This window comes from Arthrobacter sp. D3-16 (assembly GCF_054408515.1).
The window spans coordinates 3,176,625-3,191,349 of the sequence record NZ_CP096437.1 but is presented as its reverse complement, the minus strand read 5'-3'; the positions used below and the strand labels follow the sequence as shown (position 1 = coordinate 3,191,349).

Annotated in this window: 15 protein-coding genes; 5 read left to right on the top strand and 10 right to left on the bottom strand. The window is 64.7% G+C overall.

The window, feature by feature from the left end:
• Nucleotides 1-74: 74 nt before the first annotated feature.
• Together M1D32_RS14920 and M1D32_RS14915 are read left to right on the top strand one after the other, a co-directional pair.
• The gene (locus M1D32_RS14920) at nt 75-464 is read left to right on the top strand and encodes a hypothetical protein (RefSeq protein WP_458779417.1); all 390 of its coding nucleotides are present in this window, start codon (nt 75-77) and stop codon (nt 462-464) included.
• A gap of 156 nt (nt 465-620) precedes the next feature.
• The gene (locus tag M1D32_RS14915) at nt 621-1,691 is read left to right on the top strand and encodes an alkene reductase (RefSeq protein WP_458779416.1); all 1,071 of its coding nucleotides are present in this window, start codon (nt 621-623) and stop codon (nt 1,689-1,691) included.
• A gap of 229 nt (nt 1,692-1,920) precedes the next feature.
• Here the strand turns inward: M1D32_RS14915 and M1D32_RS14910 are convergent, their stop codons facing one another.
• Entirely contained in the window at nt 1,921-2,217 is a 297-nt protein-coding gene (locus M1D32_RS14910) for a hypothetical protein (RefSeq protein WP_163165558.1), read from the bottom strand.
• A 142-nt stretch (nt 2,218-2,359) separates the two neighbouring features.
• On the opposite strand from M1D32_RS14910, the gene M1D32_RS14905 reads away from it, so the two are divergent.
• Complete coding sequence (locus tag M1D32_RS14905) at nt 2,360-4,861, top strand: Tex family protein (RefSeq protein WP_458779415.1); 2,502 nt, start codon at nt 2,360-2,362, stop codon at nt 4,859-4,861.
• A gap of 52 nt (nt 4,862-4,913) precedes the next feature.
• On the opposite strand, the gene M1D32_RS14900 is transcribed toward M1D32_RS14905, so the two are convergent.
• Nucleotides 4,914-5,711, bottom strand: a complete 798-nt coding sequence (locus M1D32_RS14900; RefSeq protein ID WP_458779414.1) for a ZIP family metal transporter — start codon at nt 5,709-5,711, stop codon at nt 4,914-4,916.
• Between the two features lie 99 nt (nt 5,712-5,810).
• Between M1D32_RS14900 and M1D32_RS14895 the strand changes: the two genes are divergently transcribed.
• Entirely contained in the window at nt 5,811-6,131 is a 321-nt protein-coding gene (locus M1D32_RS14895) for a hypothetical protein (protein ID WP_458779413.1), read from the top strand.
• A gap of 21 nt (nt 6,132-6,152) precedes the next feature.
• Here M1D32_RS14895 and M1D32_RS14890 read toward each other — a convergent pair whose 3' ends face one another.
• From M1D32_RS14890 to M1D32_RS14860, 7 genes are all read right to left on the bottom strand, one after another.
• Nucleotides 6,153-6,830, bottom strand: coding sequence for a YqjF family protein (locus M1D32_RS14890; RefSeq protein WP_458779412.1), 678 nt, complete (start codon nt 6,828-6,830; stop codon nt 6,153-6,155).
• A 75-nt stretch (nt 6,831-6,905) separates the two neighbouring features.
• A complete protein-coding gene (locus M1D32_RS14885) occupies nt 6,906-7,685 on the bottom strand; it encodes an isocitrate lyase/PEP mutase family protein (protein ID WP_458779411.1) in 780 nt (259 codons plus the stop codon).
• 115 nt (nt 7,686-7,800) lie between these two features.
• Entirely contained in the window at nt 7,801-9,750 is a 1,950-nt protein-coding gene (locus M1D32_RS14880; protein ID WP_458779410.1) for an HNH endonuclease signature motif containing protein, read from the bottom strand.
• A gap of 84 nt (nt 9,751-9,834) precedes the next feature.
• Nucleotides 9,835-10,227, bottom strand: coding sequence for a DUF1622 domain-containing protein (locus tag M1D32_RS14875; protein ID WP_458779409.1), 393 nt, complete (start codon nt 10,225-10,227; stop codon nt 9,835-9,837).
• A gap of 87 nt (nt 10,228-10,314) precedes the next feature.
• On the bottom strand, nt 10,315-11,175 hold the full coding sequence (locus M1D32_RS14870) for an SDR family oxidoreductase (protein WP_458779408.1): 861 nt from the start codon (nt 11,173-11,175) through the stop codon (nt 10,315-10,317).
• 52 nt (nt 11,176-11,227) lie between these two features.
• Entirely contained in the window at nt 11,228-12,160 is a 933-nt protein-coding gene (locus M1D32_RS14865; protein WP_458779407.1) for a nuclease-related domain-containing protein, read from the bottom strand.
• Nucleotides 12,161-12,210: 50 nt separating this feature from the next.
• Complete coding sequence (locus tag M1D32_RS14860) at nt 12,211-13,125, bottom strand: MSMEG_6728 family protein (RefSeq protein WP_458779406.1); 915 nt, start codon at nt 13,123-13,125, stop codon at nt 12,211-12,213.
• Between the two features lie 156 nt (nt 13,126-13,281).
• Here M1D32_RS14860 and M1D32_RS14855 point away from each other — a divergent pair, with 156 nt between their 5' ends.
• A complete protein-coding gene (locus M1D32_RS14855; RefSeq protein ID WP_458779405.1) occupies nt 13,282-13,872 on the top strand; it encodes a hypothetical protein in 591 nt (196 codons plus the stop codon).
• Between the two features lie 145 nt (nt 13,873-14,017).
• Here M1D32_RS14855 and M1D32_RS14850 read toward each other — a convergent pair whose 3' ends face one another.
• Nucleotides 14,018-14,692, bottom strand: coding sequence for a transglycosylase family protein (locus M1D32_RS14850; RefSeq protein WP_458779404.1), 675 nt, complete (start codon nt 14,690-14,692; stop codon nt 14,018-14,020).
• Between the last annotated feature and the right edge of the window lie 33 nt (nt 14,693-14,725).

The following is a 14,725-nucleotide window of genomic DNA, read 5'->3' as shown; positions in this document are numbered from 1 at the left end:
ACGCCGGAACTGTTGTGGCCCAACCGAGTCCGCACACGCTTAGGGGCGCTGAAACCAATTTCTATGCGGAGGCCGTGGAACAGCAGTTTGATGTCACGATGTTCGGCCAGCAGGTGCACATTGTCGCCACTCCGGTTCAGTACACGTGGAACTACGGCGACGGTACTGTATTCGGTCCCCAGCCGTCGATGGGAGGCCCGCTGCCGCAGGACCGGTGGGGTGAAAAGACAAGGACGAGCCACGCCTACGGAACCACTGGTGACTTCCAGGTCTTCCTGACCACATCCTTCCAGGGAACCTACTCCGTCAACGCCGGGCCGCCCTTGCCTATCCCGGGCCAAGGCCAGTTCAATGCGCCGCCCCAAACGATCAGTGTGTGGCGCTCGCTCACCCGCAACTATGCCGACGACTGCAACGCAAACCCCCAGGGGCAGGGCTGTCCGGGAGTTGGGGCAGCGGGCTAACGACGGCATCAGAGTGCCCGGCATCAGAACCGGCCCCGACCGCCAACAGGAGTGCTGTTGCCGTTATGCATGGTGTGATTCGCGCCGCATCCGGAATAGTTGCACGCGCCTCCCAGTTAGGCCAGACAGAACGTTGAAAACTTCGAAAGGACGCGCATGCTGTTTTCCCCTCTGGCCCTTGGCGAACTCGAACTCCCGAACCGACTGGTGATGGCACCTCTGACCCGACTTCGCGCCGGCGAGGAAGGCATCCCGGGTCCCCTCCTCGCTGAGCATTACAGCCAGCGTGCTTCCCTCGGCCTCATCGTAAGCGAAGGAACCTACCCCAGCCCCGCTGGTCGTTCCTACCCCGGCCAGCCCGGCATCGTCACCGAGGAACAGGTGGCTGGCTGGAAGAAGGTCACCGACGCCGTTCATGCCGACGGCGGCCGCATGTTCGCCCAAATCATGCACGGTGGCAGGGTCTCGCACCCCGACATCACAGGCGGGCACACCATCGTCGCCCCCAGTGCAGTTGCCATCGACGGTGACGTCCGCACTCCGTCCGGCAAGCAGCCGTACCCCGTGCCGCATGCGCTGACCACAGATGAGCTGCCCCTGGTGATCCAGGAATTCGTCGCCGCCTCGCTCAACGCAATTGAAGCCGGTTTTGACGGCGTTGAACTCCACTCTGCCAACGGTTACCTCCTCCACGAGTTCCTGGCACCGAACGCCAACGTCCGCACCGACAGCTACGGTGGTTCCCCGGAGAACCGGGCACGTTTCGTGATCGAGACGGTCAACGCAGTAGTGGCAGCGATCGGAGCGAACCGGGTGGGCATCCGCATCTCTCCGGAGCACAACGTCCAGGGCATTGCAGAGGTGGACGCCGCCGACGTTCGGGCCACGTACGAGGTTCTGGTGGACAGCATCGCCCCGCTGAACCTTGCCTACCTCAGCATCCTGCACAACGAACCCAGTGGAGAGCTGGTCCAGGACCTTCGCACCCGCTTCGGCGGCACGTTCCTGGTCAACACCGGGTTCAGCGTCGTCACCACCCGCGAGGAAGCTGTTGCCCTGGTGGCCGACGGTCATGCCGACGCAGTAGTGGTGGGCCGTCCCGCCATCGCCAATCCGGACCTGGCGCGCCGCTGGAACGAGAGCCTGCCGCTGAACGAGCCGGACCCCTCCACCTTCTACGCTGAGGGTGCCGAAGGCTACACGGACTACCCGGCCTACGCCGGCTGAAGCCGCTCAAACACCAACCACAAGACAGCGGCGACGGCGGCACCCGGCCTGGGTGCCGCCGTCGTTGGCTGCTCGGTGTGCTGTCCCGGCAGCGGGCGCCAAAGGTCATCCGACGGCCTTCGGCTGGTGAAGTTGGCCCACCGGGCTCCTCTGGGGTCCCGGCGGTGATCAGATGCTACTCCAGCAAATGGACTATTACTAGAGCCCGGTTGGGCGCAGGCCGGGTGGGCTAGAGAAGTGCCTCCCGGCCGGTCCCTTCCGTCATGACCAGCTTGCCGTCCTCGATGGATACAAGCACGCTTTTGGGCTTTCCGCTGACCTTCTTAATCGCTTTAAGGCCACGGTTTGTCACCTCGACTCCCACCTGGGCGCCCTTCGCCGGCAGCTCTACGGATACCTCGGACGCGATGCCGAGGATCGGGTTGGTCGAAACGTCCAGGTCCCGCCGCGCTTGCTTGCCGTTCACCGTCACGGTGATGTTTGCTTCCTCGAACCCCTCTTGAAACACAATAAGCAGTTCCCGCATGATGCCCTCTTCCTCGAGCGTTCGGTGCCTGTGACGGCATTTCAACTACAGCACTTTGCGGGCGGCAGCGGAATACCCTTGCCGAGGCCAGGCGACTGCCGCGGCAGTGGAGCCGGGCAAGCGCTTAGGGCAAGATGTTCTGGTGACTCAACTGCCGCACGCCCCTTCCCCTCATCCGTCCGAGCCCGCGAAGAGGGGGGACGGAATCTACAACCAGATTGCAACTGAACTGGGTGTGAAAGCCTGGCAAGTTAAGGCAGCTGTGGAGCTGCTCGACGGCGGGTCCACCGTCCCGTTCATCGCCCGGTACCGCAAGGAAGCCACCGGAACGCTGGACGATACCCAGCTCCGTGAGCTTGACGAACGCCTGCGATACCTTCGTGAACTGGAGGACCGCCGTCGTACGGTTCTGGACGCGGTTGCGGTGCAAGGCCAGCTAACGCCCGAGTTGCAGAAAGCCATCCTTGCGGCTGACACAAAGTCCCGGCTGGAGGACATCTACCTGCCGTTCAAGTCCAAGAGGCGGACCAAAGCACAGATCGCACGTGAGGCAGGCCTGGAACCGCTGGCAGAGGCTCTGCTGAAACGCCCCGAGCTTAGCCCGGAGCGCGAGGCTGCGAAGTACCTCAATCCTGAACATGCCGTGGGGGACCCCGCTGCCGCGCTCGCGGGTGCCCGTGCCATTCTCGTTGAGCGAGTCGCCCAGGATCCCGACCTCGCCGCCACCCTGCGTGAACGCCTCTGGACGCAGGGCCGCATGGTCTCGGGCGTGAAAAAGGGCAAGGAAGCCGAAGGGCAGAAGTTCGCCGACTACTTCGAGTTTGCGCAGGCGCCGGCCGGCATGCCGTCGCACCGGGTGCTTGCTTTGCTCCGTGGAGAGAAGGACGATGTCCTTGAGCTCGACCTCGCTGAAGCAGATCCCACGGACGACGCCGCCCTTGCCGCCGCGCGCGCACGCTACGAATCGGCGGTGGCCAGGTGCCTCGGGGTCGCCGACCGTGGGCGTCCCGCCGATGCCTGGTTGATGGAAACGGCCCAGTTGGCGTGGCGGTCCCGCGTGCTGGCCCGCCTGACGGCTGACCTCCGCGGCAAGATGTTCGCAGCGGCCGAGGATGAGGCGGTCCGGGTTTTCGCTGCGAACCTTCGCGACGTGCTGCTGGCCGCGCCCGCCGGGAACAAGTCCACCCTGGGCCTGGACCCCGGACTTCGCACCGGCGTCAAGGTAGCCGTGGTGGATGGCACCGGCAAAGTCGTAGCCACGGACACCGTCTACCCCCATGCCCCGGCACGCAAGTGGGACGAAGCGCTGGCGACCCTGGTGCGTCTGGCGCGGCAGCACGCCGTCGAGCTGGTGGCCATCGGCAACGGAACAGCATCCCGCGAAACCGACAAGCTCGCCGCGGAACTGATCAAGCGGCTGCCGGACGTGGAACGGAAACCGCAAAAGCTCGTGGTGTCAGAAGCCGGGGCATCCGTTTACTCTGCTTCCGCTCTCGCCGCAGCTGAACTGCCTGGCATGGATGTGTCCTTGCGCGGAGCTGTGTCCATCGCCCGCAGGCTGCAGGACCCGCTCGCCGAGCTGGTAAAGATCGATCCGAAGTCCATCGGAGTGGGCCAGTACCAGCACGATGTGACGGCGTCGAAACTTGACCGCAGCCTGGACGCCGTGGTGGAGGACTGCGTTAACGCGGTGGGAGTGGACGTCAACACTGCTTCGCCCGCACTGCTGAGCCGGGTGGCCGGCGTCGGGCCCCTGCTCAGCGAAAACATTGTGGCGTACCGCAACGAGCACGGGCCCTTTGCCAAGCGCGCGGACCTCAAGAAGGTGCCGCGGCTCGGTGCCAAGGCGTTCGAACAGTGCGCGGGTTTCCTCCGCATCACCGGGGGAGCGGAACCCTTGGACGCCTCGAGCGTGCACCCGGAATCCTATGCCGTGGCACGCAAGATTCTCGTTGCTGCCGGTTCTGCGCCGGCTTCCTCGCTGGACCCGCGTAACTTTGTGGATGACACGTTCGGGCTGCCCACGGTGCAGGACATTCTTGTGGAGCTGGACAAACCCGGTCGTGACCCACGGCCCGCCTTCGCAGCTGCCACCTTCTCGGAGGGAATCGAGAAGATTTCCGACCTCAAGCCGGGGATGGTCTTGGAAGGTACCGTGACCAATGTTGCGGCGTTCGGCGCCTTCGTGGATGTGGGCGTCCACCAGGACGGACTGGTCCACGTGTCTGCCCTGGCGAACCGCTTCGTTTCTGATCCACGCGAGGTGGTGAAGTCAGGGCAGCTGGTCCGGGTGAAGGTCCTGGAAGCGGACCCGGAGCGGAAGCGGATCTCGTTGACGCTGCGGCTCGACGACGAGCCCTCCTCCGGTGCCGCGGGTTCGGGTTCCGCGTCATCCGGGAAGTCCGGCGGTCGGCCGCAGAACCAGGAGCGGGGCAGGAACCAAAGTGGCGGGCGCGGCGGAGGCTCCGGTACCGGGCGCGGCGGCACGCAGGGTTCGGAGCGCGCCGGGCGGCAGGAGCAGGGACGATCAGGTGGAAAGCCGGCGCGTAACGCGCCAGTGCCGGGCCGCGCTCCAGCTCCCCAGCCGGCTTCCGTGAATACGGCCATGGCTGAGGCGCTGCGGAAGGCGGGGCTGGGCAAATAGCCCGGCGCGTAGCTTGACGTCTATCGTGCGGTTGTGGCCTGGTAGTTGATGCCTAGGCCAGCGACAGCACGAACGCCAGGACGAATCCCGCTGCCGTGCTTAGGGCGACGGCCGGGCCACCGTGTTCGTAGGCTTCGGGCATCAGGGTGTCAGCGAGGGACGCGATCACCGCGCCGGCGGCAAAGGCCAGCGGCACCGAAATCGTCTCAGGGTCGGTTCCGGACAGGGGTCCCGCTCCCACCACCACCGCGATAACGAGCAGGGCCGCACACGCCAGCCACAGTCCGAGGATGCTGCCCGTCGACCGGCCCTGGCTGCGCATCGACGCGGAACCTACCAGAGCTTCCGGGAAGTTGGAGACGAAGATGGCTGCAAGGAGCGCCAAGCCGCCGGTTCCTTCTCCCAGCGAAATTCCGAGTGCAACGTTCTCCGGCACGCCATCCAAAGTGACTGCAGCCAAAAGTGCCAGCCCGGCCGCTCCACGTGTTGAGGCAGAGGTGGCAGCTTTATCGCTGGCCGCGGCATCGGTGTCAAGCTTTGCGCTGCCCTGGAACTCATCGGCCGGTGTTGCATGCTTTTGTTCTCCTGCCTGGGCCCACCGGTCCAGCAGTGCGCTGAGGACTGTGAACACCACCGCGCCGCCTATCAGGCCAACCGCTGCACGGATGATGCCGCCACGTTCGTAGGCGTCCTCGAACAATTCGAAGGCGAGGGCGGTGATGAGCGAACCCGCGGCGAAAGCCAGCAGCATGGCTAAAAGCCGCTTGGGAAGTTCGAAGCGAACGCCTATGAATGCACCCATCACCAAAGCGCTGGATGCTATGACGCCAAACCACAGCGACATCATCATTCCGCAAGTATAGGAGTGCGCCGTTGACGTGGGAATACGTCATTGCCCTGACCTCTGGGCGCACTTTCGATGGCGATGGGTTTCTGCAAAGGTGGATTCATGACTTATTTCCTGGAGTACACCATCCCTGCCGCCGCCAACGATGCCGAGTTTGAGTTCCCGCACGACGAAATCAACTCCGGCACTACCATCCCGCTGACCCAGACAGGTGCGGAGGTGGTGCACACCGCTGAGCTCCCGGCGCGCACCGGCATCATTGGCGCCACGGTTCCGGAGGCGAAACTGGAAGCGGAGCAGCTCATCACCCACAGCCGTGCTTCTGAGGCGTCCCTGTATTTCGACCCGTCCAACTCCCTCAACGCTGGAGTCGGAACCCTCGTGGCCACCTTCAGTGAGGGCCGCGGCTGGCAGGACGTCTAGGCCACTGCGCTTCGGGCCCAGTTAGTGCCCGAGGAAGTGGGGCCGGCCAAATTGGGTCCGGACACCGGGGGAGTACAGAACGGACTCCGGCGGGCCGTCCACTGTGATCCCCGCGGCTCCCATCAATTCATCGTTCAGTTCGAGTAGGTCCGCCGCATAAAGGGGCCACGGTTCGTGCGTGTTGGGGATGTAGATGGTTTGGCCCCTGAAAACGCTGTGCAGCCCGAACCGGGCAGTTAGATGCGTCGATAAGGGATCATCCACGGGCACGTCACGATGGGGCGCAGCACGAAAAATGCTGTGGGTGCCGCGCCGGAACCTGCGGACGGAGTAGCTGGTGACCCAAGGCTGGGACGAACTCGCCTCGTAACGCGTCTGCGACCAGACGTACGGGATGGCGGCCGCCCGGGCGGCAAGGACCACAGGCAGCCGGTTAGCATCCAGACTCAGAAATACGACACCTCGGGTTCCGTCGGGTTCCCTGGAGTACAGGCGGACGTTGACTTCATTAAAGCTGCCCAGGTACGGGATGCCGGGTCCGCGGCCGATCCCTGCACCCTTCATGCGGAAGCCGATGAGGCCAGCCCAGGAGCTTCCGTCGAAGGTGTCTGGCTGCACGCCCCGGGGCATAAAGCGGGCAGCAACAGATTCCGGAATGCGCCAGTGGAGGAAGATGGCGTCCATCCAGCGCTGATCCATGATGACAGGGCGAGGTAGTTCCTCTGGCAGCGGCCATCGTGCCCCGTCCTGGTGCTGATCCACTGCCCGCTCCTGCTAATTCAGGGCGCGGGTACCGGCGGGAAGCTCCCCGCCGCCCAGAAGGGTGGCAGCGGCGTCCGCCAGTGCTGTGAGTGCAACCCGTTGCGTCCATGGGCCATAAGAGATTCGTGCGACACCCAGTTCCTGCAGTTTGGCTGGGGGCAGGGAACCCGGGACGTTGATAACAGAAACCTTGTTCCAGCCGATTCCGTCCACCAGCGCAACCACCGAGGCTTCGTCGAGCAGGCCGGGTACAAAGACGTTGGTGGCACCAACATCAAGGAATGCCCTGCCGCGTTCGATGGCGTCGGTGAGTACGTGGGCGGGATCGCGGTCTTTGCCCTTGAGGAAAGCATCTGTTCGGGCGTTCAACACGAAGTCGATTCCTTCGGATGCTCCAGCTTTAACTACGGCCGCCATCTGTTCCACAGCGTCCTTGAGCGGGCGCATCTGATCTTCGATGTTCGCACCAACAACGCCTACGCCGATAGCCTTGCGGGTTGTCTCGCCCGGGTTGCCGTAGCCGGATTCAAGGTCGGCGCTGACCGGCAGGTGGGTAGAAGCAGCGATGCGGCCCACCGCACCAATCATTTCGTTCACGGGAATGTTCTCACCATCCGGGTAACCCAGCGAAGCCGCAATGGAATGGCTTGCCGTTGCCAATGCCGCGGTGCCCGGGACGTCGGTGATGACCCTGGCTGTGATGGCATCCCAGACGTTGATCACCTGGAGGATCTCATCTGATTGGTGGAGTCGGAGAAGCTCGGCGGCCTTGGCACTGGTGGTTTGAGTCATGCTGTGAAGCCTAACGGAGCCCGTCGGAAAGCAGCAGGCCACTCCGCGGACGGAAGCCTTGTTCAACGCAGAGTGCTGGGCAACGCGTCTCACTGGTTTCAGCCTTTTCGTCCACTCATTCCTGGGGTGGGGGTGGTGGTTTGAAGTAGGTGTTTTGTTGGGGTTTTTGGTGGGGGTCGAGGTGTTTTGGGGGTGTGTACCAGGGGGTGTTGTTGATGGTGGTGATGGTCCATTGTTCTTTGTGGATGAGGTGGTGGTGGGCTGAGCAGAGGAGTGTGCCGTTGTTCGGGGTGGTGGGGCCGCCGTGGGACCAGTAGGTGATGTGGTGGGCTTCGCACCAGGGGGCGGGGATGGTGCAGTTGGGGAAGGTGCAGCCTTGGTCGCGGGCGGTGAGGGCTTGGCGTTGGGTGGGGGTGAAGAGCCGGGTTTTGCGGCCGAGGTCCAGGATTTCGCTGTGGGTGCCGAGGAGGGCGGGGATGATGTCGGCGTCGCAGGCGATTTTGCGGATTGTGGCGGCGGTGACGGGGCCGGTGAAGGCGAAGTTCCCGGTGCCGGTTTCCGGGGGAGTGTGTCGGGGGTGGGGGAGGAGGTCCTGGTAGTTGATGGTGGCGATGATTTGGGGGCGGTTGCCGCCGGTGGTGGGCAGGGTGTTGGTGGTCAGGGCGGTTTTGACGGCGCCGATGATTCCGTCGAGTTGTTTCTGGGGCCTTGTGCGCTGGTCCAGGTCCACGTCACCGTCCGGCAAGGAGTCCTGGCCGGTGCCGTTGCCGGGGGCACCGCCTGCACCAGCACGAGCATCGGCGCTGGTGGTGGTGGTGGTGCGGGGGTTGGTGGCGGTGTTCATGACGGTGAGGAGGTGTTCGTATTGGTCGGTGGTGGCGAAGATTTCGAGGTGGTGCAGGCCGTGGCGGGGTTTGCGGATGAAGGCGCCTTGGGTGTGGCGGAGGGCTTCTTCGCTGGGTTCGGTGCCGTCGGCGTCGATGGTGTCGGCCCAGCGGCGGGCGAGGCGGGTAAGGAAGTCCGGGTCCGTGGTCGCGGCGGTGGTGGTGAGGTTCTCCTCGATCAGGGCCAGCCGCTCTGGTGTGACGAGGTGGCGGAGCCGGTTCAGGGTCAGGGCGATGATGGTCCCGGCCCGGGAGGAAACAACCGGGCTGGTAGCGGCCCCGCTAGTTGGCGTGTCCTCGTCCTCGACGTTGCTGCCGGCGGGTGCGGGTGGGGGTGTGGGTGTGAGGGCGGCGGCGAGGTGTTCGCGGGTGGCGGGGAGGATGTCGCCGGTGAGGGTGTTGGTGGGCAGGATGTCCGCTGCGAGGGCGAGGCGGCGGTGGGCTTCGCTTTTGCCGATCCGCAGCCGCAGCCGCAGGAACTCCGCGGTGTTGGCGCACCCGTCATCAGCCGGCGAGGTGATGACCGGGTTGGAACGGTCTGAGCCCATCTGGCTCCCGGGAGCACTGGCCGTTAAACCGCTGGTCCCGGTGTCTTCTGGCCAGGCGGTGTCGGTTTCGTTCAGGGTTTCTGCGCCGTTGTGCCAGCCGGTGACCCAGCCCTTGCCTGTGCGCGACCGGCCGGCCCGGGCGGCGTCCGCCGCGGCAATAGCGTGTGTGCGGGTCCGGTCAACGATCCCGGCGGAGAGGATCTGCAGGTACTCCACGGACCGGGAGAGGTCCTCGACCTGCCCGGTAAAATCGGCGGCCTCGACGTAGTCCGCACCGGCAAGCCTTGATGGTGCTGCGGCAGCGGCAGCAGCCAGGAGCCCGCCAATCTCGCTCAGGCTAAGCGGCTCATCAGCACCGGCCGGGTTGCCAGTCGGGAGCGGCGCCGCAGCAAGCGGCTGAGCCAAGCTGGACGGGTTGTCCACGGGAGGCAACTCAGCAGGAAGCGGCGCAGCAGGAAGGGGCCCAGCCGCGTCGGTCGCGGGCAGGCCGGGAACGGCCTGGAGCCGGCCCGCAAAACCGACGCCGGGACCACCGTCGGACGCCCCTGAACCACGGAAGGAAACACTGCCGGCCCGGGTCAGCACAGCGGTAGAACCGCAGTACTCCGCAATCTGCTCCCCAATGGCTTCCATAGCCCCACTCTGCCAAAGACCACTGACAAAAGCGCCGGCCAAAGCAGCTATGTGGATAACCTATATGGCGACCGCACTAAGGAATCAGCGCGCTGGTGCTCCAGCGGAATCCGAGGTGCGCGGCTCCTTTTGCCACGGCCACCGGCCCGTAATTTCCAGCTCCAACGAAAAGCTAAGGAAGGTCCGGATCAGCACAATGATGGCCAGAACCCCGACGCTCTCGAACGTAGGAGTGACAGCCACGGTGCGGATGATGTCGGCGGCCACCAGGAGTTCCAGGCCCAGCAGGATGGACCTGCCCAGCAGCTGCCGGTAGAGACGGTAAACGCTGAGGTTTTCAGCCCCCGCGGGCAAGTTACGAGGCTGGTACCCGCGGAGTGCCAGAGGAATGGAAACCAAGGCACCAATGACCATGACGGCCACCCCGGCAAAGTCGACGAACTCTCCGACCGTCTCAATGATGTGCCGAAAATCCACGGTTCCCTGCCTCGCTCGCGTCGGGTCCAAGTTGCTGCCGTCCAGGGGAAAGCCTAAGCGCTGGCAACCTCGGGAACGACCTTCGGGCTATGGGTGGCGTACCCCGTTGCCGGCGAGAATGTCCCGGTAACCCTCACGGAACGACGGAAAGATGAACTCGAAACTAGTGCTGTGAAGGAGATCGTTTCGGCAGCGCTTGTTGCCCCCGCGGGCCGGACCTGCATCTCCAACTGGGGGCTCAACCAGACCCATCTCGGCCGCCAGAAAGCGGAGCACGGCGCCGAGGTCGGCGGGGTCGTCGTCCACACCGATGTAAGCGGGTGCCGGCTCCGAAGGCATGGTGGCCAGATGGACGATGGCAGCAGCAGCGTCGTCGCGATGGATGCGGTTTGTGTAGCGGGTATCTTCCGGGATGATGGCAGAACCGCTGCGTACCTGGTCGATCAACCGGGTCCTGCCGGGACCGTAGATGCCGCCAAGACGCAGCGCTACCGTCTTGGTTCCCGTCCCAGCAAACCTGGCGTGCAGGAGTTCCTCAGCCTCCAGAAGGACCCGCCCGGAGAAGCCGCCGGGAACCGCCGTCGTACCCTCATCAACCCAGCCGCCGCCGGCGTCGCCGTAAATAGCGGTGGAGGAGACGAAGAGCACCCGCTCCGGCGTCACGCCGTCGCGCTCCAAGGCGTTAAGGACATTGGCGAGGCCCTGCACATACGCGGAGCGGTAGGCGTCCTCCGTTGGTGAGTCGGCCGCTACGGCTATGACGACGGCGGTGGTGTCCGCCGGGACCGGCGGCAGGTCGGGTGCGCTGAGGTCAGCCGCCGCACCTTCGATAGCGGCCGGCAGCTTCTGGGGCGAGCGGCGCCAGCCAACCACATGGTGGCCTTGGGCAGCGAAACGTAATCCGGCTTCGGTTCCGAGATCGCCACAACCTGCCAGGAGGATTGTCATGGCTGACAGTCTGCCATTCCCACTGCCTCGACTCGTATTTCGCCGGGCCCGCTCAGGGCGCCGGAAGGGTCGAGACTACCGCGGGTGGAGGAACCGGGGCCCTTTGCGGCTGGGGTGAAAGTTGCGAAAGCACATTAAGTAGCACTCCGAGGGCGAAGATGATCAGTGCCAAACGGAAGAACACCCCAACGCAGCCCAATTGTTTCCTGCGTGCAGTCCTGCTCTGGGGTATATCGGGAGGGCGGATGGTGCGCGGGTCGTCTGCGGGATCACGGGCCGTGCGCCACTGCGCCAAGGACGCGGCTGGGCCAGAGGCGTGGGCGAAATCGGCCGACCCAGTGGGTACGTTTCCTGTGGTTAGCAGCGAGGGACTCGTACTGCCGGCGAGCAGGTTGGTGAGGTAGTGGTGGATCGCCCCGATTGTGTTCAGATCGAGCACGGGCGGGAGTGCGGCTACGGCGTCACGCAAAGTATCAATTCCCTGGATCCGTGCACCGGTGGCGGTTGTCCCTTGAAGGACCGGCTGCCCGACCATGCACAGCCACGCCTGGACATAGCGGCGGTGTTCCGGCTCAAGGAGCGCGGCGACTGCTGCTCCCTGCTGCAGCACGCCGCCAACTTCCCGCTCCCGGGAGTAGCGGTTCTGGCGGAGGACGCCGTTGCGAAGTTGCACGTCCCCTGACCAGTTTTTCGCATCGACAACAATGACGCCGCCGGGTCCAATCAGGACATGGTCCAGGTTCGCTTTCGGCCGACCGGGCCAGTGGACGTCGTGCAGGATCAGCCAGCCTTGTGATTGAAGCGTCTCGAGGATAGCGGCAACCCGGGCTTCACCAGCGGCTCCCGCCGCCCAAGCCCGCTCGGACCGTTCTGCATAATCCAGCTGCCGCCGAAGCTTAGCTGCGCGTTCAGCCGCTATTCTCGCCTGCTCAGCAGCGCCGCCGCCTGCACCCATATTCTGCCCCCATGCTGATGGTGCGGTCACACGCACTCTGGGCACTACTGTATGCGATCAGCTGATGCACGAAAGGTCTTTTACGGTGCCTCCACCGGGAAGAACACGCGTGGGTCCTGCAGGAGTGCCGGATAGGCGAAAGCGGACCGGTCAATGATCTCCGTGACCGTGAAGTTCCGCCCAAACCTGCCGTCGTCCAGCGTGATGGGCCGGCCCACCACCTGCCCCACGGCAAATTTGGCCCCGTGTTCGAACGGGACGGCCACGGGCGTCTTTCCGGGCAACGTGGAGAAGGCCTCCTCCTGCGCCAGGCGCTTGCGGGTGGGCTTCTTCACCAGCTGCTTCGGCGGGGCCTTCCGGGGCTGCTTAGACGGGCGGCGGGATCCGTCCTCAATGTAGACGGGGGTGTAGTCGTCATCGGAATCAGCAGCCACGGCAGCGGTAAAACCATGCACGGGAGGCAGGGCCACGGTGTCCAGCGTCTGGGGATCGACCTCGGCATGCGGCGAACGGAGGATCCAGAGAATGTCACCTTCGGGTTCATGCGGCAGGAACTCGTGCTTGGGTTCGGGCCAGAGATAATCCATGTCCGGCACCGCATCAGTAAAGACGGAGCTGTAGAACTTGGGTTCCTTGCGCACCAGCTTGGAGCGGTGGCTGAGGTGGAAGTCCGGATCTCCAAGCCACGGCGGCATGGGTATTTTCGAGGCGTAGTCCGGGTGGGCCGCCTGTGGGGCGAACTCAGTAATGTTTTCGCGGGTGTTGTCCGGGTGTCCGCGCTTGGTCCACTCGTCCACCATCGCCAGGCCGTACATCGTCAGGGCGGGCACGTAGCCCATCCACATCCGGATCGCCGGGTGGGTTTGCCAGCCGTATCCGGGAATCACCAGGGACCGGAGCGTCTGCAGCGCTTCGACGCGCTGCTTGCCGAGCCGGGCAGTATCCAAGGCGGCGGCACTCTGCCAGAAATCGGGGTACGGGAGGAAAGTTTGCATCCCTTCAGTCTGACGGCAGCGGGCGGATGTGCCAATTGCAGTGCCCGGCGCCACAGGCCCGGCATTCAAATGTTCACATAGTGGACCTATGCATACACCGGGTGGACGAAACCACTAAGATCACCGCAACCACCCCAGCGTTTTGGAAGCCCTCTCATGACATCTTCAGTTGAAAATCCCGCCGGAATGACCCACTCCTTCGTGCCCCGCTATGGGCAGATGCTGAGTCCGGAATCAAAGGGCATCCTGGTCCTTGACGAATTCACCCTGGACGCAGAGGCGGCGCGCAAGGAGCAGCACGGCTTCCGTGCCGGCATGGCCGCCGTCGCCACCACAATGCGCCGCATTGCAGCTGCGCGCGTCGTCATCGCGATCGTTGCCATCGCCAATCTGCCGCTCTTCCTGCTCTCCAGCGGATGGTGGATTTATGCCGTTTCGCTCGCCCTCGTGGTCGGAGTTCACGCCGCAGTCACCTGGCTGAACCGCCACGAGCCGCGGCTCAAGCAGAAGTCGGCGCTGGAGCTGCACCTGCACCGCGAACGCAGCGCCAACTACCGCAAGGTCCGCGACGCCGTGAAGTACATGATCGACACCCCCAGCCGGATGAACGAGCACCTCTACCTGGAGCTCCTAGCCGCCAAACGCGTCGCCCTCAACCTGGCCCACGGCACCGTTGCCCTCCTGGACACCAGCGACGACGCCGCCTGGAAAGTCAGGATCGTCCGGGAACTGCCCGTGGCCCGCTAGGGCGTCCGGCTACAACAACATAAAGTACGACGCCGGCCCGCCCCTTGTGGGAGCGTGCCGGCGTCGTTCTGTGGTCAACGGAATTTGTCTATCGCCGACCGAATAGGGAGCCCCGTGCGGGGCTCAGGCACTAACGTGCCGTCGCTTACGCGGGAAGCTGGATGACCTGTCCCTCAAAGACGAGGTTCGGGTCAGAAATGGTGTCCAGGTTCGCGTCGGCAAGGTGCTGCCAGCCGCCGTCGACACCCAGCTTCTCAGCCACGATGCTCAAAGTGTCGCCAGCCTGCAGAGTGTACGTCTCGCCGCTCAGGGCAACTGCAGTGACGTGCTTGGCAGCCGGCGCCTGAACAGCCGGCGCCTGAACAGCGGGCGCCTGGACAGGCGGAGCCGGGGTGACGGGCGCTGCCTGGACTGGCGCGGACTGGACCGGCGCGCTCTGGACGGGAACGCTTTGCGGTGCAACGCCGGTGGCGCCTCCGCTCAGGCCGAGTTGCGCGGCGCAGGACGGCCAGGCACCCCACCCCTGCGACGCCTGGACCTGCTCGGCCACGGCGATCTGCTGTTCGCGGCTGGCGTCAGCGGCTGATCCGGTGCCGCCGTAAGCTGCCCAAGTGCTCGGGCTGAACTGAAGGCCGCCGCTGTAGCCGTTGCCCGTGTTGATGGCCCAGTTGCCGCCGCTCTCGCACTGGGCAAGGGCATCCCAGGTGGACGTGCTGGTGGCGGCGTTGGCCCCGGTGGCGGAAAGGGCGATGCCTGCAGCCGAAATAGCGGCCACGGTGGCTCCACGGCGTGCGGCAGTACGGAAAGTGGTGTTTTTCATGATGGTGATGCTCCTGAAGGCCACCTGCGCTGG